Raw genomic sequence first — 20,225 nt, 5'->3', positions numbered from 1 at the left:
TGCACTCATGCGCGTCAGGCCGAAATCGCCTTCGCCGAGTCCACCTGGTTGCGCAGCATGAACTTCTGGATCTTGCCCGTGGACGTCTTCGGGATGGCGCCGAACACCACCGCCTTCGGCGTCTTGAAGCCCGACATGTGGCTGCGGCAGAAGGCGATGATGTCGGCCTCCGTCGCCTTGGCGCCTTCCTTCAACTCGACAAAGGCGCAGGGCACTTCGCCCCATTTGGAATCGGGCTTTGCGACCACCGCTGCGAACAGCACGGCCGGGTGCTTGTAGAGGATGTCCTCGACCTCGACGGAGGAGATGTTCTCTCCGCCCGAAATGATGATGTCCTTGGAACGGTCCTTGATGATGACGTAGCCGTGCTCGTCGAGCACGCCGAGATCGCCGGTGTGAAACCAGCCGCCGGCGAAGGCTTCCTGCGTGGCCTTCTCGTTCTTCAAATAGCCCTTCATCACGATATTGCCACGGAACATCACCTCGCCGATGGTTTCGCCGTCGCGTGGCACCTCCTGCATGGTTGAGGGATCGAGCACGGTGACGGCTTCCTCGAGCGGGTAGGGCACGCCCTGCCGGCGCTTCATCTGGGCGCGTTGGTCGGCCGGAAGTTCGTCCCAGCCCGGCTGCTCGGCGCAGACGGAGGCGGGACCATAAACTTCGGTCAGCCCGTAGACATGCGTCAGCTTGATGCCGATGCTTTCGGCGCCTTCCAGCACCGCGACCGGCGGGGCGGCGCCCGCGATCAATCCGACCACGGGACGTGCCTTACCGCCCTTCGGCGCGCCGGGTGAGTTGATCAGCGTGTTGTAGACGATCGGCGCGCCGCACATGTGGGTGACGCCATGCTTCGGGATCAGTTCAAAGATTTTTGCCGGATCAACCTTGCGCAGGCAGACATTGATGCCGGCGGAGGCCGCCACTGTCCACGGAAAGCACCAGCCGTTGCAGTGGAACATCGGCAGCGTCCAGAGATACACCGGATGCTGGCCGAGGTTGCCCGCCAAAATATTGCTGACGGCATTGAGGTAGGCGCCGCGGTGATGGGTCACGACGCCCTTCGGGTTACCCGTGGTGCCCGAGGTGTAGCTTAGCGCAATCGCGTCCCATTCATCGCCGGGAAGTCTTGCGACAAAGCCCGGATCGCCTGCTGCGACCGCCGCCTCATATTCCAGTTCACCGATCCGCTTGCCGCCCACAAACGCCGCATCGTCGACGTCGACGATAAACGGTTTTGGACCCTTCATCAGCGTCAGCGCTTCAGAGATCACACCAGAGAATTCCGGGTCGACCAGGATGATTTTCGCGCCACCATGGTCGAGCTGAAAGGCAATCGACGGCGCATCGAGCCGGATGTTCAGCGCGTTCAGAACCGCGCCCGCCATCGGCACGGCGAAATGCACCTCGTTCATGGCCGGGATATTCGGCAACATCGCCGCAACGGTGTCGCCGTTGCCGATACCACGACCAGCGAGCCATGACGCAAAACGCCGGCAACGTTCATAGGTCTCGGCCCAGGTGAAACTGCGGCCTTCATAGACCGTGCTGATGTGATCGGGATAGACGGCGGCGCTGCGGGCGAGGAAACTCAGCGGCGTCAGCGCCACGTAGTTCGCCGGCGTCTTGTCCAATCCGAGTGAGTACTGGTTCTGGGCTGCGCTCATCGGCTGTGTCCCATCTGAAAAGTTTACAAGAACCCGATGGAAATCCACGGGAAGATCGCCACGATAATCAGGCCGACCATCAGCGCCAGCAGGTAGCCCCAGATCGGCCGGATGCCCTCGGCCGGATCGACGCGTCCGATGGCGCAAGCCGCATAATAGCCCACTCCGAAGGGCGGCGCGAATAGCCCGATACCCATCGCGAGAATAACGATCATCGCATAGTGGACCTCGTGCACGCCGACGGCACGCGCGATCGGAAACAGCAGCGGCCCGAACAGCACGATCGCCGGGATGCCCTCGAGCACGCTGCCCAGGATCACGAAGGCCACGATCGAGACGGCGATGAAAGTCGCCGAGCCACCGGGCAGGCCGGTCATGGCGGCGGCTAGCGTCCGCGAAAAGCCGGATTGGGTAAGGCCCCAGGCCATGCCGGTGGCGCAACCGATGATCAGCAGGATCGCGCCCGACAGGCACGCGGTCTCGACCAGCATTGGCATGATCCGCCGCCAGTCGAAATTGCGGTAGATCAAGAGACCGTAAATAAGGTAGCCGACGATGGAGGCATAGACGATGCCGATGGTGGAAACCTCGGTCGCGGTCGCGATGCCCTCGACCACGGCGTAGCGGATCACGAACGGCAGCGCGATGGCGGGCAGGGCGATGGCAAACGCGCGCGCGATCTCGCCACCGCTCGCCCGTGTGACATGCCGCAGGTCCTCGCCGCGGTAGCGCCACCACACCAGCGCCGACAGCGTGATCGCCAGCACCAGGCCCGGCAGCAGGCCGCCGGTGAACAGCGCCGCGATCGAGACGCCGGTCACCGAACCAATGGTGATCAGCACCAGGCTTGGCGGAATGGTTTCGGTCTGCGCGCCGGTGGCGGAGAGCAGGGCGACCAGATCACCCGGCTTGGCGCCCCGCGCCTTCATTTCCGGAAACAGCACCGGCGCCACGGCAGCCATGTCGGCGGCCTTCGAGCCCGAGATGCCCGACACCAGATACATCGCGCCGACCAGCACGTAATGCAGGCCGCCGCGGACATGGCCCAACAGGCTCGCCAGGAACGCCACCATGGCGCGCGCCATGCCGGTCATCTCGATCAGCAAGCCCAGAAAGACGAACAGCGGCACCGACAGCAGGATCAGGTGGCTCATGCCCTCGTCCATCCGGCCGACCAGCACCATCAGCGGCGTACCCGTGGTCAGCGCCAGATAGCCGTAGGTCGCTAGTCCGAACCCGAACGCGATCGGAACGCCGGCGAACACGCAGAAGCCGGCGACGCCGACAAAGAATATGATCAGATTGAGATTGCCGAGCGGCTTCAATGAGCCCCTGAGCAGCCAGAAGATCGCGATGACCAGCACGACCGACAGGATCGCAGCCGCCATGGTCCGGACGTTGCCCGACCGGGCCAGCCGCAGGAAGGCAAACAGCGCCATCAGCGCGATGCCGACCGGCAGCGCTGCGGCACGCCAGATATTGGCGATCTGCAGTGCCGGCGTGGTGATGTAGCTTTCCTCGTAGGCGTATTCCCAGGCCGGCCAAGCGATTAGAAGGAGAAACGCCAGCGCGGCTGCCGTCGCCACCAGATCGAGATAGGCGCGCATGGCGGGCTTCGCACTGGCGACCACAGCCGTCATCCGCATGTGCTCGGCACGGCGGAATGCGACCGCGGCACCCAGCATCGCGAGCCACAGGAACAGGATCGACGCCAGTTCGTCCGACCAGATCAGCGGCCGGTGCAGCGCATAGCGCGCCACAACGCCGGCAAACAGGATGACGATTTCGGCGACGACCAGAAACGCCGCCGGAATCTCGACCAGCATTCCCAGTACATGCTCGAGCGACACAAGCCCAGATCGGCGGCGAGGGGACTGCCCCGCCTCACCGCCAACGGCTTCACTCAACTCGGCATGAGCCATCGCGACCCCCTGCACTTAAGGCTCATGTTTAACGCGTTTTCTTCACCCGACTTCGCGCGAAAACGCCATGCATTACGACAGCTTGCCGACGGACTTTTCAAGCAGCTCCCAGGCCTGGTCGCCGTATTTACCTTTCCATTCCGCGTAGAAGCCGGCGGAACGGAGTTTGTCGCGGAACGGCGCCACGTTGGGCTGGTTGAAGGTAAGACCCTTGCCAGCCAGTTCCTGCTGCAGCCCGGCATTCAGCTTGGCGACGTCCTCGCGCTCCTTGACGCCGGCCGCGTTGATGTTCTTGGCGACAATGGTCCTGACGTCCTCAGGCAGCTTTTCCCAGGCGCGGCGGTTCGCCAGGAACCAAAAACCGTCCCACATGTGGTTGGTCAACGAGCAGAACTTCTGCACTTCATAGAGCTTCGCGGTCGAGATGATCGCGAGCGGGTTTTCCTGGCCCTCGACGATCTTGGTCTGCAGCGCGGAGTAAACTTCGCTGAAATTGATCGAGGCGGGGGCTGCATCGAATGCCTTGAACATCGACGTCCAGAGCGGCGACACCGGCACGCGGATTTTGAAACCCTTGAGATCGTCAGGACCATTGATCGGCTTGGTCGACGACGTGGTCTGGCGGAAGCCGTTGTCCCAGATCTTGTCCATCACCACGAGGTTCGCCTTGGTGATCTCGCCGCGGATATGGGCGCCCAGGCCCCCGTCCATGGCCTTCCAGACCGTGTCGTAGTCCGGGAACGCAAAACCAATACCGCTGATGGACGCCGCCGGCACCAGCGTCGCCAAAATCAGCCCTGACAGGGTGAAGAATTCGACGCCGCCCGAACGAATTTGGCTCAACATGTCGGTATCGGAACCGAGCTGGTTATTCGGGAAGATCTGCAGGTCGAACCGGCCATTGGTCTCGGCCTTGATCGCCGCCGCCATTTCCTTGGCGCGGGCGTTCATAGGATGGCCGTCAGGAAGATTGTTGGCGTACTTGTAGGTAAATTCGGCTGTCTGGGCCCGCGCCACCAGCGGCGCGCCAATGCCGCCCAAAACCGCTGACGCAGCGGATGCCTTCAGAAGCGTGCGTCGTGAAAAACTCATTGGGCTCTCCCTGGAGGGGTTATTGTTCTTGCGATGATCCGATGTCGCCAGTCATACGCATACTCGCGCGCTTATTGCAGCGTCCGCCCGCGACGGCAACAGAAGGCTTTTGCGGGTCAGGATTGCTTGGGTCTAGCCAATGCCGAAATGACGCCCGTATAGCCGCCCAGCTGGCTTGGTTTGCCAGGAAAGCCTCCCAAATATCTGATCTAATTGTACATATTTATATTCCATAATATACCTTATGCGAATCGTGGATATTGAGCCTAGGAGCGCAAGATTGCGCCCTGCAGCCGTCAAGCAGCGACTGAGCGACACCTGGATGCGCGCTGCTTCACAGCAGAAATGAAAGTGCCGCCTCGCAGCGCTCTTCTATCTTGAGCGCCAGCAGGTCGTCGGCGCGCGTCCGGCCGATGTTGACCGCGTCGATCGGGATACCGCGGCGCGCCGCTGCCAAGGCGAAGCGATAGCCGGAATAGACCATCAAGGACGAGCCGACGATCAGCATGGCGTCCGCAGCCTCCAGATGCCTCTGAGCCTCGGCGACCTGATCGCGCGGAACGTTTTCGCCATAGAACACCACGTCGGGCTTAAGGACACCGCCGCAGCATTCGCAAGGCGGTACGGCAAACGCCGCGAAGTCCAAGCCATCGAGATCAGCGTCGTCGTCCGGCAGCGTTGCCGCGTCCAGCCGAACCCACGCCGGGTTGAGGCGAACTAACTCGTCCTGAAAGTCGGCGCGGCGGATCGTGTTCGCGCAAGCCATGCACATGACGAGGTCAAGGCGCCCGTGAAGGTCGATGACCTCCCTGCTCCCGGCGGCCTGGTGCAGACGGTCAACATTCTGGGTGAGGAGCAGTTGGCTCCGGCCGCTTTCTTCCAGCCGCGCCAGCGCGTGGTGTGCGTCGTTGGGTTGGGCTCGTCCGAACCGTCGCCAGCCGACCATGCTTCGCGCCCAGTACCGCTGACGCGTCTTCTCGTCGGTAACGAACGCCTGGAACCGCACCGGCTGCGTTCGTTTCCAGTCGCCGTTGCCGTCGCGATAGTCGGGAATACCGGAGTTCGTGCTGCAGCCTGCTCCCGTCAGGACGAATAGCCGTTGGTGCTTTTCAATGAAGGTCTTGAGTGCGGAATTTTCCATGCCTGACGGCATCTAATTCGCCTGTGGCCGCGATGCCAGTGGTGCCTCTCTTCGCGGCTAAATGCTCAAGGCGCCGTAGTCGCCTTTGCCGCTATCGCCTTCAGCGCGCCGGTCATCGTGTCGACCACGGGCTTGACCTGGTCTGCGAGCCCATGCCGGTGGGTAAGGTACGCAGGATCGTTGTAGGACACGAAGGTCTTCCCCTCCTCGTCCTGCCAGACCAGCGCCTTCAACGGCAGATCGATCCCGATTGTCTGCGCCGCCTGCATCAGCGGCGTACCGCCTCTGGCGGCGCCGAAGATCGGCAGATCGGTCGGCCGCAGCGGCAATCCCGCTTCCGCGGCGCCTGCGGCGTGGTCGACCCGCGCGAAGACCGTCATCCCCTTTGCCCGAACCTCGGCCTCCAGGCGCTTCATGGTCTCTTCGGGACCGAAACTGCTCGATACCGTGATCAATCCGTCCGCGGACATGGCAAATGCTCCGAGAAACCGCTTTCGCGCCGATCAGAGCTTTTCCACGTCTCCACCTGCATCAAGCCAGCCCTTGAAGCCGCCGAGGTTGCGCACGTTGGAATAACCCATTTCCTTGAGGGTCTTGCCGACAAGAGCTGAGCGTCCACCTGAGGCGCAGTACGCGATCACCGTCTTGGCGCGGTCGAAGGCCGCGTCGTGCATCGCCGAGGCGGGATCGGCGCGGAACTCGACAAGGCCACGCGGCACGGCAAGAGCGCCGGGCACTTTGCCCGAGGTTGCCACCTCCGCAGGCTCGCGAACGTCGAGGAACAGCACGTCGGCCCTGCCCAGCAATCCCTTGGCTTCGTCCGGGCTGATACGCGGCACAGCGGCCTCCGCTTCGGCCAGCATAGCTTGTACTGTTTTCATGGTGTCTCCTCCCGTGATGCGAGGTCAATCGACCGCACAATTGCGGTCACGGTATAGCTTTTTGAACTGAATGAGGATAGCGGGGCGGCCTGGTTACGTCCCTGCCCCTTGGCTTGCGCGGCGGCATCGTTCGACAACGCCACGTCCCTCACCATTCCTTGTACGTCGGCTCGATGCATCCCCCGCAGACCCAGGGAAAGGTCCAATCAGCCGTACGGTTGGCGCTGTCGGGGATGTACCTGCTCCAGGCATCGGCTCGGACGGGATTGATCGACTGCCAAATGATATTGAAGGTACCGGAAGAGTTTATTTTGCCAATCATGACCGGCTTGGAAAGATGATGATTGGTGTTCATTACGACTTCGAAGCCGCTCGGGGCCTTGATCCTCTGACCGTACATCGCTTGCCGGACTGCATCTATGTTGGTTGTGCCCGCCTGGACGACGGCTTGGGCCCACATCCTGAAGCCAATGAAGGTGGCTTCCATCGGATCATTCGTGGTTTTGTCTCGTTGCTCGTTGAAGTCCGCCCACATTTTCACGAAAGCGTCGTTCTCTGCTGACTTGATCGACTGGAAGTAATTCCAGGCCGCCAGATGCCCGACGGGGGCAATGTCCGCATCCAGCAATTCGCGCTCGCCGATCGAGAAAGCCATCACCGGAATTGTGTTGGCGTCTACCTGTTGGGCTGCCAGTTCGCGGTAAAGGTACGTGTTTGCGTCTCCGTTAACGGTTGAGATGACTGCGGTCTTCTTTCCTTCCGAACCGAAGGCCTTGATCCGCCGGACGATCTCTCGCCATTCGTAGTGACCGAACGGCGTATAGATCGTCATGATGTCATCTGGCGACACCCCGTCTGTAGCAAGATACGCGCTCAGGATTCGATTGATCGTACGCGGGTAGACGTAATCGGTACCGAGCAGGACCCATCTGCGAACCTTGCCTCCCTCATTGCTGATCAGATATCGAATGGCCGGAATTGCTTGCTGGTTGGGCGCGGCTCCGGTGTAGAAAATATTACGCGAGCTTTCTTCGCCCTCGTACTGCACGGGATAGAAGAGCAAGCCGTTCAGTTCCTCGAAAACCGGCAGCACGGACTTGCGCGAGGCGGAGGTCCAGCACCCGAATACAACGGCGACCTTTTCGTTCGAGAGCAGTTGCCTGGCCTTTTCCGCAAACAGATTCCAATCCGACGCGGGATCAACGACGATCGGCTCCAGCTTCCGTCCGAGCAGACCGCCCTTCTTGTTTTGGTCCGCTATCAGCATGAGAACGGTATTTTTGAGCACCGACTCGCTGATGGCCATGGTGCCTGACAAGGAATGGAGGATTCCGATTTTGATGGTGTCCTCCCCTGCGTGAGCCGCTGTGACAGCGAGCATCAGCCACAAGCCGAACAACCTTGCCAAGACACCTGGCATCATTGGTTTCATGTCGCGGACCCGACCAGCTCGAAGATGCGGGTTTCCTTCGTCATCCCCTTGGCGATTACCGACTCGAAGGCTCTGAACTGGAAGCCATACTGAACCCGCGAATAGACGTCTTCGCTCACAAGAATGGTGGTCCCAAACTGCTTGTTCAGTCCTTCGAGGCGCGCCGCCAGATTTACCGTGTTGCCAAGGGCCGTGTAGTTCATGCGCTCCGTCGACCCGAGATTGCCGACGACGGCCTCCCCGACATGAATGCCAAATCGCGTGAAGAACGGCTTCAGACCCTCGGTTTCAAACTGAGAGTTAAGCTCTTCACATGCCGCCCTGCCCGCTAGAGCTGCCCGGCAGGCCCGCTCGACGTGGTCGGGCTGTGGATTGGGTGCGTTCCAGAACACCATCACCGCGTCGCCAATGAACTTGTCGACTGTTCCGCCTTCGGCGAGGAAAGCCTCCGTAAGCACGGAAAAATATCGCGACGTTTGGTGCATGAGAGTGTCAGGATCGGCCGACTCTGCGATGGTCGTAAAATCCCGGACGTCGGTGAAAACGACGGTAATCTCCTCTCGAACACCACCAAGCTCGGTTGAGATGGAGTCATCGACGATCCGCTGGACGATCTCCTTGGGGACAAAATGCGCGAACGACCAAATAGCGCGCTGCGCGAGCGCCATTGCACTGCCGAGCTCGTGAACCTCCTTAATGCGTGATGGGACTGATGAGGGACCGGGCGCAGCCAGAGTCTGGAGTTTGACTGCTTGGGCAGTAATGTCTTTCAGGGATCGAGACATTCCGCCGCCAAATATCCAAACGACCGGAATAAAAGCGGCGCTCGCGACAATAGCGAGGATCAATCCGGTAAATTGGAGGTTCCGAACATCCTGAGCAAAGTCTTCCTGGGCCGCCAGCAACAATATGTGGGCGTCGTACTGCCCACCCAGATTGAATTTTGTCACCCTGAACAGAAAATCCCGCCCGTGGTCGTCACGGATGCTTCCGTCGTAGTGGTCGTGACCATCAGACCTTCGCAGGGCTTCCTGCACGACCCCGGAGTTGATTTCCTTGATGCTTGGCAATTGCGGTTGGGACGGATGCGTCATCGCATGGACAACTAATTGTGCGAAATCCGGGTGGGCTATAAGCGCGCCGGACGAGTCGAAGATCAAGACGCTGCCGTGCGCTCCAGGTCGTTGCGACTGGACGAATTCGCTGAAGCTGTCGAGCTTGAGATCTGCGGCAAGGACGCCGGACGCTTTACCTCGCAAGGGCGCGCTGACCGTGATCACTGGTGCGCCGATGCTGAATGCAAGATAAGGCGATGAGGCCAGCGCGCGGTCGGCTTTCAGCGTTTCGCGGTACCAGCTCCGCTTGCGCGCGTCGTATCCGTATTTCCATAGATCAAGCTGCCCGACCTGGTTGCCCTGCTGATCTTCGAAAATTCGTCGCATCGGCAGATCGCCACCGGGCGTGGGGCGAACCAAATTGATCGCAATGTTAGCCTCAGGCGTCGCACGCAACTTTCCGCGCTGCTCGTTGCTGAGATCGCCAATACGCCGTACCTGCAACCAGGCGCCGTTTTCGAAACCTGCATAGACACTGTCGATTTGAGGCAGTTCCCGCAGTGCGGCCTTGAATAGCGGGATCGCATGGCCGGTCTCGGTTCGTTCATCTGAATCGGCCACGCTGGAACTGGTCGCCAGAACATGCACCAACGAAGTCATCGCGGTTATTTCCGTCCTGAGGCGCCCGAGGGCCTTCGCACTGGTCGCATCCATATAGGCAGACGCGGCTTCGTGCGTGGCCCAACGGAGAGCGAGGATCTGAATTGCGATCAGCAGCACGGCCAGAGCAACGATAAACGCCATCACCGCGAAGGTAAGTGAGGTTCGAAATGTGAACATCCCGCGTGCCCTCCTCGTGAAGGATGCAGCCGGTAAGCCTCTTCGCCGTTCGTTCACGCGCTGCTTCCAGCGCAACCATCATTGCTTCTTTATCGAAATGAGCACCAAGGCTCCCCGGCCCGGCAGGATCGGCCGACCAAAGCGGCCGGGAATCCTTTCTCGGATTCCTCGTGAAGATCCGAATAGCTCTTAAAACAAGCCGGAATGCGGCGTCGGCCACCTCCCAAGGGAATTCGGATTCGACAGGGGGATCTGCTCGTGATTCCAGACTAGCTTAAACCGGACTCAGAATACGCTGCGGAGAGAGCATTGATATTATTAAACGTTTCTGACCCGAAGAGCCACATAATTGGACAGCCTACCTACCCTTGAATTGCGGTTTGCGACGACCGAGAAACGCCTCGACGCCCTCCTTGTGATCCTCGGTCATGCTCGCTAGCGCAAACTGGTCGACGTCCATGTGGCTGGCGAGATCGTCGAGCGCGTGCGCCAGGCGATTGACGGTCAGCTTGGTCATGGCGACCGACAGTGGCGGCTGGGCGGCGACCTTGGCGGCCAGCGCCATCGCGGAGTCGAAGGCCTTGCCCGGATCTGCCACATCCTCCACCAGACGCCACTCGTAGGCCTCGGCCGCCGAGATGCGCTGGTCGGCCAGGATCACGGCCTGCTTGGTGCGGGCCGGTCCCATCAAATGCAGCATGCGCGGCACGCTCTGCCAGCTCATATTCATGCCGAGCCCGATCTCGGGCACGCGGATGTGGGCGTCTCTGGCCATCACCCGGAAATCCAGCGCGACCGCCAAAGCCACGCCCCCGCCGACGCAAAAACCTTCGATCGCGCCGATGGTGATCTGCTCCATTTCCTGCCATGCCCGCGTCAGCCGCGGTCCGAGTTTCAGGTGCCGGCGCAGCGTGCCGAGGTCCATGGATTTGCGGGAGCGGCCTTCCGGATCCTTCAGGTCAAAACCGGCGGTGAACGATTTGGTGCCGCCGGTCAGCACTACGACCGAAGTCGCGTCGTCATCCTCAAAACTTCTCGCGGCGTCCGTGAGTTGGCGCATCGCCTCCGGCGACATCGCATTGATCCCGTCGCCACGGTCGAAACGCACGACCGCGATGCGGCTTTCCGGCCCCAGGCCCTTCTCGATCTTTACAAAATCAGCCAACGCACGGCCTCCCTGCCCTTTGATTTCCCGAAACCTTAGCGCAGAAATCGGCTGTCTTGGGAAGCGCTGCACGCTTTTGAGGGTAGCTTAGAGATGACCCGTGCGATGGTGCTCAGGCTTGCCGTCGGGCACCGGGAAACGGATCGTGGTGCCGAGCGTGATCCAGTTGGCATTCTCGCCCATGACGTTGCGGCCGTAGATCAGGTCGACCGAGAAAATCTCGTTCGGCCGGTAACGCACGCCGGTCTGAAATCGCGGCTGGACGACGCTTGGCCTATCCGATTGGCCCGCCTGGCCAAAGGCTTCGATGGTCCACTGCAAGGTTTCCGTGAACTTCCAGTCGAACCCGATGCCGTAAAGCAAATAATGGCGATCGAAGCCGCGGTCCCACAGCCAGCCGCCGTTGATGTTGACGCGCATGTTTTCGCTGAGCCGGAACGTCGCCGGGATCACGGCAAAGGCCGTGAGGTTGTCGCCGGTCAAGGCATCGAAGGAACCGCCGGCGTAAATGGAATAACCGAGCCTGCCGATGCCGGTCGGTACGATGTTCATCTTGGCCTTCGGCTGGATCGTGGTGCTCCACTCACCGTCGCTGCGCGCACGGTTGGTGAGCATGCTCAGTTCGACCGGCTGGAACGGGTTGACCACGCAGGACGGGTTGGCCACGGCCGAAAAATCGGTGTTGGACGCGGCCGACAGCCAGCTCTCGATCTTGCATGACCCGACTTCGGAAATGTCGGCGGCATCGACCGCATAGGCGCCGTTGGCCGCCCGCGCCTCCCCGGCCGGAAGCCACGCCAAAATGGCCGCCGCGACTGCAGTTGCCGTGCACCCTGCCCTGATCCCCATCGGCAAACGCTAGCAGAGTCTCTGCCTCGACATAGCCCGGATTTTGCGCCTATCCTCAAGCCATGAGCGACCATGATCACGACCACCACGACCATCACCACCACCACGATCACGACCATTCCGAGCTGTCGGAAACCGAGCTGCGCGTGCGCGCGCTGGAATCGATCCTGACCGAGAAAGGCTACGTCGATCCGGCGTCCCTCGATCGCCTGATCGATCTCTATGAGAAAAAGATCGGCCCGCGCAACGGCATCCGCGTCGTCGCAAAGGCCTGGAGCGATCCGGCCTACCATGCCCGGCTGATAAAGGACCCGACCGCGGCGATTGCCGAACTCGACTATTCCGGCCGCCAGGGCGAGCACATGGTCGTCGTGGAGAACACGCCCGACCAGCACAACATGGTCGTCTGCACGCTGTGTTCCTGCTACCCGCATCCGGTGCTGGGGTTGCCCCCGGTCTGGTACAAGTCCGCACCCTATCGCTCACGCGCCGTGTCCGATCCGCGTGGCGTGCTGAAGGATTTTGGCGTAACGCTGCCGGACACCACCAAAATCCGGGTCTGGGATTCCACGGCCGAGATCCGCTATCTCGTGCTGCCGATGCGCCCTGAGGGCACCGAGGGCTGGAGCGCCGAACAGCTCGCCGAACTCGTCACCCGCGACAGCATGATCGGCACCGGCTTGCCTAAACAGCCCGGCGAGACCGCCTGATGGACGGCGCGCATGACATGGGCGGCGCCAAGGGCTTTGGCCCGGTCGTACCCGAACCGAACGAGCCAGTGTTTCACGGCGACTGGGAGCGCCGCGCCTTTGCGCTGACGGTCGCCATGGCGCGTCCCGGTGGCTGGAACATCGACATGTCGCGGTTTGCGCGCGAAAACCGCCCGCCCGAGGATTATCTCAGCAAGAGCTATTTCCAGATCTGGCTGGCCGGGCTGGAAACGCTGATGATCGAGCGCGGGCTGGTGACGCGCGAGGAGATCGAGGCCGGCAAGGTGCTCTCCCCGCCCAAGCCAGGCGTCACGCCGATCGCTCCAACCGAGGTCACGCCGGCGATCCGGCGCGGCGGCCCGACCGAACGCCAAGCGAAGCAGCCCGCGATGTTTGCGATTGGTGAGACCGTGCGGATGAAGGACATCCACCCGGTGACGCATACACGGCTGCCGCAATATGTTCGCGGCCATCTCGGCACCGTTGAACTCAATCACGGCTGCCACGTCTTTCCCGACACCAACTCGCTCGGCAAGGGCGAGGACCCGCAATGGCTCTACACCGTGCGGTTCGACGGGCCGGAGCTGTGGGGCAAGGACGGAGATCCGACGCTCAGCGTTTCCGTCGATGCCTGGGAATCCTATCTGGAGCGCGTGTGATGAATCTGACCCCGCAACAGGCGATGCGGGCGGCCGTCGCCGTGCCCGGCGTGCCCCGCGACGAGGATGGCCCGGTGTTTCGCGAGCCGTGGGAGGCGCGCGCCTTCGCCATGGCGCTGGCGCTGCATGAGGCCGGCGTCTTCACCTGGAAGGAATGGGCCGAGACGCTGGGCGCGCAAATCAAGCGCGCGCAGGCCGCAGGCGATCCCGACACCGGCGAGACCTATTACCGGCACTGGCTCGCCACGCTGGAAACCCTCGTCGCCGCCAAGGGCGTTACCACTTCGGATGCCCTGCATCGCTACCGCGACGCCTGGGACCACGCTGCGGACCGCACGCCCCACGGCGCGCCGATTGAGTTGATGCCGGGAGATTTTGGGTAGCCCCAACCGTCATTGCGAGGAGCGAACGCGACGAAGCAATCCACGCAGGCATGATGGATTGCTTCGCTTCGCTCGCAATGACGGAGTCAATTACCCCGCATATTCCCGCCAGCCCTTCGCCCGCAATGCGCAGGCTGGACATTCCCCACAGCCGTAGCCCCAATCGTGCAGCGCGCCGCGCTCGCCGAGGTAACAGGTGTGGGAGTGTTCGCGGATCAGGTCGACCAGCCCTGCCCCACCGAGCTCATGCGCCAGCTTCCAGGTGGATGCCTTGTCGAGCCACATCAGCGGCGTATGCAGCTCAAAGTTCTTCGCCATGCCGAGATTGAGCGCGGACTGCAGCGCCTTGATGGTCTCGTCGCGGCAATCCGGATAGCCGGAATAATCGGTCTCGCACATGCCGCCGATGATGTGGCGGATGCCGCGCCGGTACGCCAGCGCTGCCGCGAAGGTGAGAAACACCAGGTTGCGGCCGGGTACGAAGGTGTTGGGCAGGCCGTCCGCGCCCATTTCGATCGCGACGTCGCGAGTCAGCGCCGTATCGGAAATCTCTGATAATGTCGGGATTTCCAGCGTGTGGCTCTCGCCGAGTTTTGCCGCCCAATCCGGCCGCAGCGATGTGATGCCCGACAGCAGCCGGTCTCGGCATTCAAGCTCGATGGCGTGGCGCTGGCCGTAGCTGAAGCCGAGCATTTCGACGTGAGCAAAGCGCCGCAACGCCCAGGCCAGGCAGGTGGTGGAATCCTGCCCGCCGGAAAACAGCACCAGCGCGGTTTCGGACGATGATTGGTCGCTCATGAGGGGCCATTAGCATTCCAGCGCCTTGAGGCCAACCGGTGGAAATTGCCGGATTTCGGCTCGTTCCGCTGGGATCGCTGCGCCGCTTGCGGCATAAAGCGGCTCGTTCTCCCAAGCGACGGAAATCCCATGACCCCTTCCCGCGATATTTCCCGCCTCATTGAGATCATGGCGGCGCTGCGCACCCCCGTCACGGGTTGCCCGTGGGACCTCGAGCAGGATTTTGCGACGATCGTGCCCTACACCATCGAAGAGGCCTATGAGGTAGCCGACGCGATCGCGCGCGGCGATTTCGATGACCTTCGCGAGGAACTGGGCGATCTCCTGCTGCAGGTGGTCTATCACGCCCGCATGGCGGAGGAGCAAAACGCCTTTGCCTTCGGCGACGTGGTCGAAGCGATCACGCGAAAGATGATCCGCCGCCATCCCCATGTGTTCGCCGACAAGGACGGCAATATCGCCCCCGCCGGCGTCAAGAGTGCCTGGGAACGCATCAAGGCCGAGGAAAAGGCCGAGCGCGCGGCGCGGCGGCCGCCCGAGGAGACCACAGACAAATCGCTGCTATCGGGCGTCAAGGCGGGCCAGCCGGCGCTGACGCGGGCGATGGAATTGCAGCGCAAAGCCTCCACCGTCGGCTTCGACTGGAACGATCCCCGTGCAGTGCTCAGCAAGATCCGTGAGGAGGCTGACGAGATCGAAGCAGCCCTGGACAACGGCAACGCCGAAGAACTCGCGGCAGAAACCGGAGATCTACTGTTTGCGCTGGTCAACCTCGCCCGCCATGTCGGCGCCGATCCGGAAACCGCGCTGCGCGGCACCAACGCCAAGTTCGAACGGCGTTTTGCCTATATCGAGCGCGCGCTCGCGGCGAAGGGACGCACACTCGAAGACGCAACGCTGGAAGAGATGGACACGCTGTGGAACGAGGCCAAGGGTGCGGAATGGCCGACCGCGCCGGCCACCACGAAAGCCGATGGCCGCCGATGATCGACCGATGCGGCAATAATCCGACGCCCCGCACCGCTACAGCCGCATGTGCTCCTCGATGCGCGCCGCAGACCCGGCATCGATCGCGCCGGCATCGACGACCTCACCTCGCTTGAACACCGCGAAACGATCCGCGAGATCGAGCACGAACGGGATATGCTGCTCGACGACGAGCATGGCTGTCCCCTGCTCGCGCCGCGTCAGCTCCAGTACCTCGGAGACCCGGTCAACGACGGTTGGCTGCAAGCCCTCGGTCACCTCGTCGAGCAGAAAAATGCGGGGCTGCGCAATCAAGCCTCGGGCGACGACGAGCATCTTCTGCTCGCCCCCGGAAAGCGTTCCGGCGCGCTGACGAAGTCTTGAGGTCAGAATCGGAAACCACGCGGCGACTTTCGTCAGGCACTGATCAAAACCGGCATCGCTCATGAGCCCGAGCCGGAGGTTCTCGCGAACGGTAAGATCCTGGAACAGGGATTGTTCCTGGGGCGCATAAGCGAGCGCCAGCCGGCGCTTCAGATGGGACGACAATCGCGTGACGTCCCTACCGTCGAGCAGCACCGTGCCGCTCCTGGCCGGGAGAAATCCCAAGATAGTCTTGAGCAGCGAGGTCTTGCCCATGCCGTTCTTGCCGACAACCGCAACGATCTCCCCCGGCGCGATCTGAAGCGACGCCCCGCGAACGACCATCGAGCTGCCGTAGCCGCTCGACACATTCGCAACCTCCAACAGGGCGTTCATCGGCTGGCCTCCCCCGCCGCTTTGGAACGATGGCCGCTGTAGATTTCCTGCACCAGCGGGGAATCCACGACTTCCTCAACCGTACCATCCAGCGCGATCCGGCCTTGATGGAGGACGATGATGCGCGATGAAATCTCGCGCACGAAATCGAGGTCGTGTTCGACGATCAGAACGCACAGCCGGTCGACGCTTGCGAGAGCGGTCAGGAGTTCTGCAAAACGCTGACGCTCGGCGCGCGTAAGCCCGGCCGTCGGCTCGTCGAGCAGCACGACCTCCGGTTCGAGCGCCAGCACCATCGCGAGCTCCAGCGCCTGCTTCAATCCATGGCTCAGGAAGCGGGCCTCCTCATGCAGACGTTCGGCAAGACCGGAGGTTTCCAGCACGGCCCGTGCGGCCGTCGGCAGCGCCAGTGTGTTCGACGCGAAGAGCAACGAAGGGCGTTCGTGCCGTTTACGCGCGACCCTCAGGCAATCGGCCACGCTCAAGGTTTCGAACACCGAAGCCGCCTGGAATTTTCGGCCAAGTCCGAGGGCGACGATGCGCTGCGGCGGCAGGCGCTGGATCGACCGCCCCATGATCTTGACCGATCCATCCGAGCGCTCGCCGCCGTCGGCAAGGCACCGGATCAACGTCGTCTTGCCCGCTCCGTTGGGTCCGACGAGGCTGACAAGTTCGCCCCGGCGCGCGGAGAACGATACATCCGAAAGGACCGACAGGCTTCCGAAGCTCTTGGACAGCCCGGCGACTTCGACGACCACATCTTGCGCGGACGAGACCGGAGCCGTTCGGCCGGCCGTTTCAAGCGTGATGGCATAAGGTTCCGATGATTTCGCCCGAGCGGTGGCCCCCAGCACATCACGCAAACCGCCGAACAGGCCCCGCGGCAGCACGACGATGACGACAATGAACGAAACACCGATAATGAGTTCCCAGACGAACGGCAGGCTGCCGGAGAGGTAAGCGCTCGCGGTTTCGATAAGGAGCGCGCCTGCTATTGCGCCGACCAGCGTCCCCCGCCCGCCGAGAGCGACCATGATGACGAGCTGCGTTCCAAACGTGAAGCTCGCATTCTCCGGCGCGGCAATGCCGCCGAAGCCGGCATAGCCGGATCCGGCCAGCGCTGAGACGATGGCGCAAAGAACCAGAAGTCCGATCCGGATACGCGCCGTGTCCAGCCCGAGATATGCGCAACGCATCTCGTTGTCCCTGATAGCGCTCAGCAAACGGCCGGCGTCGCTGGAAATTCCTACCTTTGCTATCAACGTTGCTGTCAGAGCGAACAGGCCGGCGATTCGAAACCAGGCTTCGGTGGACAGGTCGAAGCTCTCGAAGCCGACCAGTCCGCTTGAGGACCCGGTAAACTCACCGCCGGAGTAAAGGAGCTGCACCATCACGATCGGCAGCACGAGGGAGATCACCGATGCGTAAAGCGGTGTGGACCCGGAATAGAAGGATAACCAGCCGACAAAGGCGGCAAGCGCCGCAGCGCCGCCAACGGCGATTGCGACAGCCGTCAATATTTGCGCTGGTCCGAAGCCGAGGCGCATGAAGACGATCGCCAGAACATAGGCGCCGAGCCCGAAGAAGGCGGATTGGCCAAATGTAAGATAGCCGCTATGCCCCCAGAGAACGTCGACCGTCAGGGCCACCGTCGCGACAAAAAACGCACGGATCAGAATGTTGACGGTGTAGGCATCAAGGATCCAGGGGCCGGCAACGATCAGAGCGATGGCGACGAGCCACGGCAACGCAAGCAGGCCTACGGCCTGGGACGCACTTCTTCGTTGGCTGGTGCTGGCCGGCAAAGTGGAAGTCAGATCAGGCACGGGCGAATCCTTCCGGCCGGAGCCGTAACGCCACCGCGGCGAGCACCGCGATGGTCAGGCCCCCGAGGATCGGGCTGACGAAGGTGCTGACCAGCACCTGCAGCCCGCCGAGCGTGAAACATGCGAGCGCCAGCGTCAGCATCGAACCGCCGGAAACCATGACCAGCATGAATGCGCCGATCAGCCATGGCAGTCCCATGTTGGGATCGACGCTGGCGAGCGGAGTGACCGCCGCCCCCGCAACCGCCGCCAACCCACTGCCGATTCCGAAGGTCAAAAGGCGTACCCGGCTGCTATCGATGCCGAGCCCCTGCGCCAGTGTTTCGTTCATGATGACGGCACGCGTGTTCAGGCCGAGCCTGGTGCCGTTAAGAAGCGCGGTGAACAGAGCGCCGATGAGGATGGCGACCGGGATGAGAAGAAGGCGATAGCCGGAATAATTCTCGCCGAACACGGCCGTCGTGCCGGAGACCGGCGCCGGGACGAATTGCACCCCTCGCCCGAAAATGAGGGTCACGAGCTGTCCCACGACAATGGCCAGCCCCCAGGTCGCCAGGATCGCATCGAGGGGTCGATGATACAGCCGCCTCACAATTACAAACTCGGCGACGGCGCCAAGAACCCCGCCCAGAACGAAAGCAAGAAACGGAGCCATGATTGCCGGTAGTGCAAGATTGGACGTGATCAGTGCGGCATAGGCGCCGACGGTCATGAACGCGCCATGAGCGAAATTGATGATCTTCATCACGCCGAACACGATCAACAGGCCGCTGGCGACGATAAACAGGATCGCTGCGGTAGTGAGGATATCCAGCGCCAGCGCGATCATGAAGTTCTGCTCCGAAAAGTCATACCGCCTGCGGGCGACGTTGCCCGCAGGCGGCACCATAAGAATTCAGGATTTGAGGTTCGGGCACTGATCGCCGGGATCGACGCTCGGAAAACTCTTGATGACCTTGACGCTGCCGTCACCCTGGACCTCCCCCAGATACATGCTCAGTGGCGCGTGATGCTGCTTTGACATAGCGATCGTTCCGCGCGGTCCGACGACGCTGACTTCGGCAAGCGCCTTCAGCACGGCCGCGCTATTCGTACTGCCGGCCTTTTCGACCGCCGCCTTGTACGCATAGACCGCTTCATACTCCGGAACCGAAAGATCATTCGGCGTTTTCGCGTCCTTGCCGAACTTCTTGGCGATGTCAGCCAGGAAGGCCTTGTTCGCCGCGGTTTCGATTCCCGTGACATAGGAGGCTGACAGGAAGATGCCCTCCGCATCCGTTCCCATCGCTTTCGCCGTTCCTTCGTCGACCGCGAGATTGCCATACGGCAGCTTGACGCCCGCCGCGCGAAGCTGTTTTGTCAATGTCACGTTTGGCGCGCCGCCGGCTGTCGAGGTGATTAGCGCGTCCGGTGCGGCGCCCTTCAACTTGGAAATGATCGAAGTCCAGTCGCTGCCGTCCATCGGCAGATACTCCTCGCCAACCACCTTGCCGCCGTTCTTCTCGATGTACTTTCTGGTGAACGCGAGCATTCCGCGGCCAAAAGCATAGTCCGAGCCGATAAGGAAGTATGCCTTCGTACCCTTCTCCTTGCCGAAATAATCGACGATCGGCGGCACCTGCTGTTCGGGGACCCAGGCGTTGACGAACATGAATGGGCTGCAGGACTTGCCCTCATAGAACGAGGTGTAGATGTAAGGCGTCTTGCTTCTTGCCACGATCGGCAAGGCCGCGTTGCGGGCAGCGCTGGTTTCCATGGAAATCAGGACGTCGACCTTCTTCTGCGAGATCAAGGCGTCGAAAGCCTTCTGCGCGCCAGCGGCGCCGGATGCATCGTCTGCGACTTCAAGCACGAGTTGCCGGCCGAGCACGCCGCCTTTGGCGTTGATCTCATCGACTGCGAGCTGGGCGGATTGCACAACGGATGGCGCAACCACGCTGTTGGCACCGGACAAGCCCACGGGAACGCCGATCTTGATGGGATCGGCCGCGAACGCGAAGCTGGACAGCGCCGCCGCGGACACGGTCAAGAGCAACGCTGCGGAAAGCGAGCGAATTGGGTTCATGACTTCTCTTCTCCTGTT

General features: G+C 61.9%; 19 protein-coding genes. 4 read left to right on the top strand and 15 right to left on the bottom strand.

Going from position 1 to position 20,225, the window contains the following annotated elements; genetic code table 11:
- Positions 1-14: 14 nt before the first annotated feature.
- The 10 genes from ACPPVP_RS23190 to ACPPVP_RS23145 all read right to left on the bottom strand — a co-directional run bounded on the left by ACPPVP_RS23190 (position 15) and on the right by ACPPVP_RS23145 (position 12,041).
- The gene (locus ACPPVP_RS23190; protein ID WP_426524770.1) at positions 15-1,664 is read right to left on the bottom strand and encodes an acyl-CoA synthetase; all 1,650 of its coding nucleotides are present in this window, start codon (positions 1,662-1,664) and stop codon (positions 15-17) included.
- A gap of 23 nt (positions 1,665-1,687) precedes the next feature.
- Positions 1,688-3,586 carry a TRAP transporter large permease subunit gene (locus ACPPVP_RS23185; RefSeq protein ID WP_426524768.1) on the bottom strand — a complete coding sequence of 633 codons (1,899 nt, stop codon included), beginning with the start codon at positions 3,584-3,586 and terminating at the stop codon, positions 1,688-1,690.
- Positions 3,587-3,658: 72 nt separating this feature from the next.
- Positions 3,659-4,678, bottom strand: a complete 1,020-nt coding sequence (locus ACPPVP_RS23180; RefSeq protein ID WP_426524766.1) for a TRAP transporter substrate-binding protein — start codon at positions 4,676-4,678, stop codon at positions 3,659-3,661.
- Positions 4,679-5,012: 334 nt separating this feature from the next.
- Positions 5,013-5,819 carry an NAD-dependent protein deacetylase gene (locus ACPPVP_RS23175; protein ID WP_426538015.1) on the bottom strand — a complete coding sequence of 269 codons (807 nt, stop codon included), beginning with the start codon at positions 5,817-5,819 and terminating at the stop codon, positions 5,013-5,015.
- Positions 5,820-5,884: 65 nt separating this feature from the next.
- Entirely contained in the window at positions 5,885-6,289 is a 405-nt protein-coding gene (locus ACPPVP_RS23170) for a DUF302 domain-containing protein (protein ID WP_426524764.1), read from the bottom strand.
- Positions 6,290-6,322: 33 nt separating this feature from the next.
- Positions 6,323-6,700: a rhodanese-like domain-containing protein gene (locus ACPPVP_RS23165; protein ID WP_426524762.1), complete on the bottom strand. Its 378-nt coding sequence runs from the start codon at positions 6,698-6,700 to the stop codon at positions 6,323-6,325.
- A gap of 148 nt (positions 6,701-6,848) precedes the next feature.
- Positions 6,849-8,123 (bottom strand): urea ABC transporter substrate-binding protein, encoded by a 1,275-nt coding sequence (urtA, locus tag ACPPVP_RS23160; protein WP_426538013.1) that lies wholly within the window; start codon positions 8,121-8,123, stop codon positions 6,849-6,851.
- A gap of 5 nt (positions 8,124-8,128) precedes the next feature.
- Entirely contained in the window at positions 8,129-10,027 is a 1,899-nt protein-coding gene (locus ACPPVP_RS23155) for an adenylate/guanylate cyclase domain-containing protein (protein ID WP_426524760.1), read from the bottom strand.
- 358 nt (positions 10,028-10,385) lie between these two features.
- The gene (locus ACPPVP_RS23150; RefSeq protein WP_426524758.1) at positions 10,386-11,192 is read right to left on the bottom strand and encodes an enoyl-CoA hydratase/isomerase family protein; all 807 of its coding nucleotides are present in this window, start codon (positions 11,190-11,192) and stop codon (positions 10,386-10,388) included.
- An 87-nt stretch (positions 11,193-11,279) separates the two neighbouring features.
- On the bottom strand, positions 11,280-12,041 hold the full coding sequence (locus ACPPVP_RS23145) for a hypothetical protein (protein ID WP_426524756.1): 762 nt from the start codon (positions 12,039-12,041) through the stop codon (positions 11,280-11,282).
- Between the two features lie 62 nt (positions 12,042-12,103).
- Between ACPPVP_RS23145 and nthA the strand changes: the two genes are divergently transcribed.
- The 3 genes from nthA to ACPPVP_RS23130 are packed head-to-tail and all read left to right on the top strand — an operon-like array spanning position 12,104 to position 13,793.
- Complete coding sequence (nthA, locus tag ACPPVP_RS23140) at positions 12,104-12,751, top strand: nitrile hydratase subunit alpha (protein ID WP_426524754.1); 648 nt, start codon at positions 12,104-12,106, stop codon at positions 12,749-12,751.
- Positions 12,751-13,410 carry a nitrile hydratase subunit beta gene (gene nthB, locus ACPPVP_RS23135; RefSeq protein WP_426524752.1) on the top strand — a complete coding sequence of 220 codons (660 nt, stop codon included), beginning with the start codon at positions 12,751-12,753 and terminating at the stop codon, positions 13,408-13,410. Before nthA ends, nthB begins: the two co-directional genes overlap by 1 nt.
- A complete protein-coding gene (locus ACPPVP_RS23130; protein WP_426524750.1) occupies positions 13,410-13,793 on the top strand; it encodes a nitrile hydratase accessory protein in 384 nt (127 codons plus the stop codon). Before nthB ends, ACPPVP_RS23130 begins: the two co-directional genes overlap by 1 nt.
- Positions 13,794-13,883: 90 nt before the next feature.
- Here ACPPVP_RS23130 and queC read toward each other — a convergent pair whose 3' ends face one another.
- Positions 13,884-14,591 (bottom strand): 7-cyano-7-deazaguanine synthase QueC, encoded by a 708-nt coding sequence (gene queC / locus ACPPVP_RS23125; protein ID WP_426524748.1) that lies wholly within the window; start codon positions 14,589-14,591, stop codon positions 13,884-13,886.
- A gap of 129 nt (positions 14,592-14,720) precedes the next feature.
- Here queC and mazG point away from each other — a divergent pair, with 129 nt between their 5' ends.
- Positions 14,721-15,578, top strand: coding sequence for a nucleoside triphosphate pyrophosphohydrolase (gene mazG / locus ACPPVP_RS23120; RefSeq protein ID WP_426524746.1), 858 nt, complete (start codon positions 14,721-14,723; stop codon positions 15,576-15,578).
- A 36-nt stretch (positions 15,579-15,614) separates the two neighbouring features.
- On the opposite strand, the gene ACPPVP_RS23115 is transcribed toward mazG, so the two are convergent.
- The 4 genes from ACPPVP_RS23115 to ACPPVP_RS23100 all read right to left on the bottom strand — a co-directional run bounded on the left by ACPPVP_RS23115 (position 15,615) and on the right by ACPPVP_RS23100 (position 20,207).
- The gene (locus tag ACPPVP_RS23115; RefSeq protein WP_426524744.1) at positions 15,615-16,316 is read right to left on the bottom strand and encodes an ABC transporter ATP-binding protein; all 702 of its coding nucleotides are present in this window, start codon (positions 16,314-16,316) and stop codon (positions 15,615-15,617) included.
- A complete protein-coding gene (locus tag ACPPVP_RS23110) occupies positions 16,313-18,142 on the bottom strand; it encodes an ABC transporter permease subunit (RefSeq protein ID WP_426524742.1) in 1,830 nt (609 codons plus the stop codon). Before ACPPVP_RS23110 ends, ACPPVP_RS23115 begins: the two co-directional genes overlap by 4 nt.
- Positions 18,135-18,971: a branched-chain amino acid ABC transporter permease gene (locus ACPPVP_RS23105; RefSeq protein ID WP_426538011.1), complete on the bottom strand. Its 837-nt coding sequence runs from the start codon at positions 18,969-18,971 to the stop codon at positions 18,135-18,137. Before ACPPVP_RS23105 ends, ACPPVP_RS23110 begins: the two co-directional genes overlap by 8 nt.
- Before the next feature lie 66 nt (positions 18,972-19,037).
- Positions 19,038-20,207 (bottom strand): substrate-binding protein, encoded by a 1,170-nt coding sequence (locus tag ACPPVP_RS23100; RefSeq protein WP_426524740.1) that lies wholly within the window; start codon positions 20,205-20,207, stop codon positions 19,038-19,040.
- Positions 20,208-20,225 lie beyond the last annotated feature (18 nt).

It is taken from the genome of Bradyrhizobium sp. McL0615 (assembly GCF_049993905.1).
In the GTDB taxonomy this organism is placed as follows: domain Bacteria; phylum Pseudomonadota; class Alphaproteobacteria; order Rhizobiales; family Xanthobacteraceae; genus Bradyrhizobium.
The sequence above is the reverse complement of the archived record's forward strand: the minus strand, read 5'-3'. Positions and strand labels throughout refer to the sequence as shown.

Bases quoted from the DNA above. Each gene is read 5' to 3' on its own strand.
- ACPPVP_RS23190 (WP_426524770.1), bottom strand. From the start codon at position 1,664: ATGAGCGCAGCCCAGAACCAGTACTCACTCGGATTGGACAAGACGCCG.
- ACPPVP_RS23185 (WP_426524768.1), bottom strand. From the start codon at position 3,586: ATGGCTCATGCCGAGTTGAGTGAAGCCGTTGGCGGTGAGGCGGGGCAG.
- ACPPVP_RS23180 (WP_426524766.1), bottom strand. From the start codon at position 4,678: ATGAGTTTTTCACGACGCACGCTTCTGAAGGCATCCGCTGCGTCAGCG.
- ACPPVP_RS23175 (WP_426538015.1), bottom strand. From the start codon at position 5,819: ATGGAAAATTCCGCACTCAAGACCTTCATTGAAAAGCACCAACGGCTA.
- ACPPVP_RS23170 (WP_426524764.1), bottom strand. From the start codon at position 6,289: ATGTCCGCGGACGGATTGATCACGGTATCGAGCAGTTTCGGTCCCGAA.
- ACPPVP_RS23165 (WP_426524762.1), bottom strand. From the start codon at position 6,700: ATGAAAACAGTACAAGCTATGCTGGCCGAAGCGGAGGCCGCTGTGCCG.
- urtA (WP_426538013.1), bottom strand. From the start codon at position 8,123: ATGATGCCAGGTGTCTTGGCAAGGTTGTTCGGCTTGTGGCTGATGCTC.
- ACPPVP_RS23155 (WP_426524760.1), bottom strand. From the start codon at position 10,027: ATGTTCACATTTCGAACCTCACTTACCTTCGCGGTGATGGCGTTTATC.
- ACPPVP_RS23145 (WP_426524756.1), bottom strand. From the start codon at position 12,041: ATGGGGATCAGGGCAGGGTGCACGGCAACTGCAGTCGCGGCGGCCATT.
- nthA (WP_426524754.1), top strand. From the start codon at position 12,104: ATGAGCGACCATGATCACGACCACCACGACCATCACCACCACCACGAT.
- nthB (WP_426524752.1), top strand. From the start codon at position 12,751: ATGGACGGCGCGCATGACATGGGCGGCGCCAAGGGCTTTGGCCCGGTC.
- ACPPVP_RS23130 (WP_426524750.1), top strand. From the start codon at position 13,410: ATGAATCTGACCCCGCAACAGGCGATGCGGGCGGCCGTCGCCGTGCCC.
- queC (WP_426524748.1), bottom strand. From the start codon at position 14,591: ATGAGCGACCAATCATCGTCCGAAACCGCGCTGGTGCTGTTTTCCGGC.
- mazG (WP_426524746.1), top strand. From the start codon at position 14,721: ATGACCCCTTCCCGCGATATTTCCCGCCTCATTGAGATCATGGCGGCG.
- ACPPVP_RS23115 (WP_426524744.1), bottom strand. From the start codon at position 16,316: ATGAACGCCCTGTTGGAGGTTGCGAATGTGTCGAGCGGCTACGGCAGC.
- ACPPVP_RS23105 (WP_426538011.1), bottom strand. From the start codon at position 18,971: ATGATCGCGCTGGCGCTGGATATCCTCACTACCGCAGCGATCCTGTTT.
- ACPPVP_RS23100 (WP_426524740.1), bottom strand. From the start codon at position 20,207: ATGAACCCAATTCGCTCGCTTTCCGCAGCGTTGCTCTTGACCGTGTCC.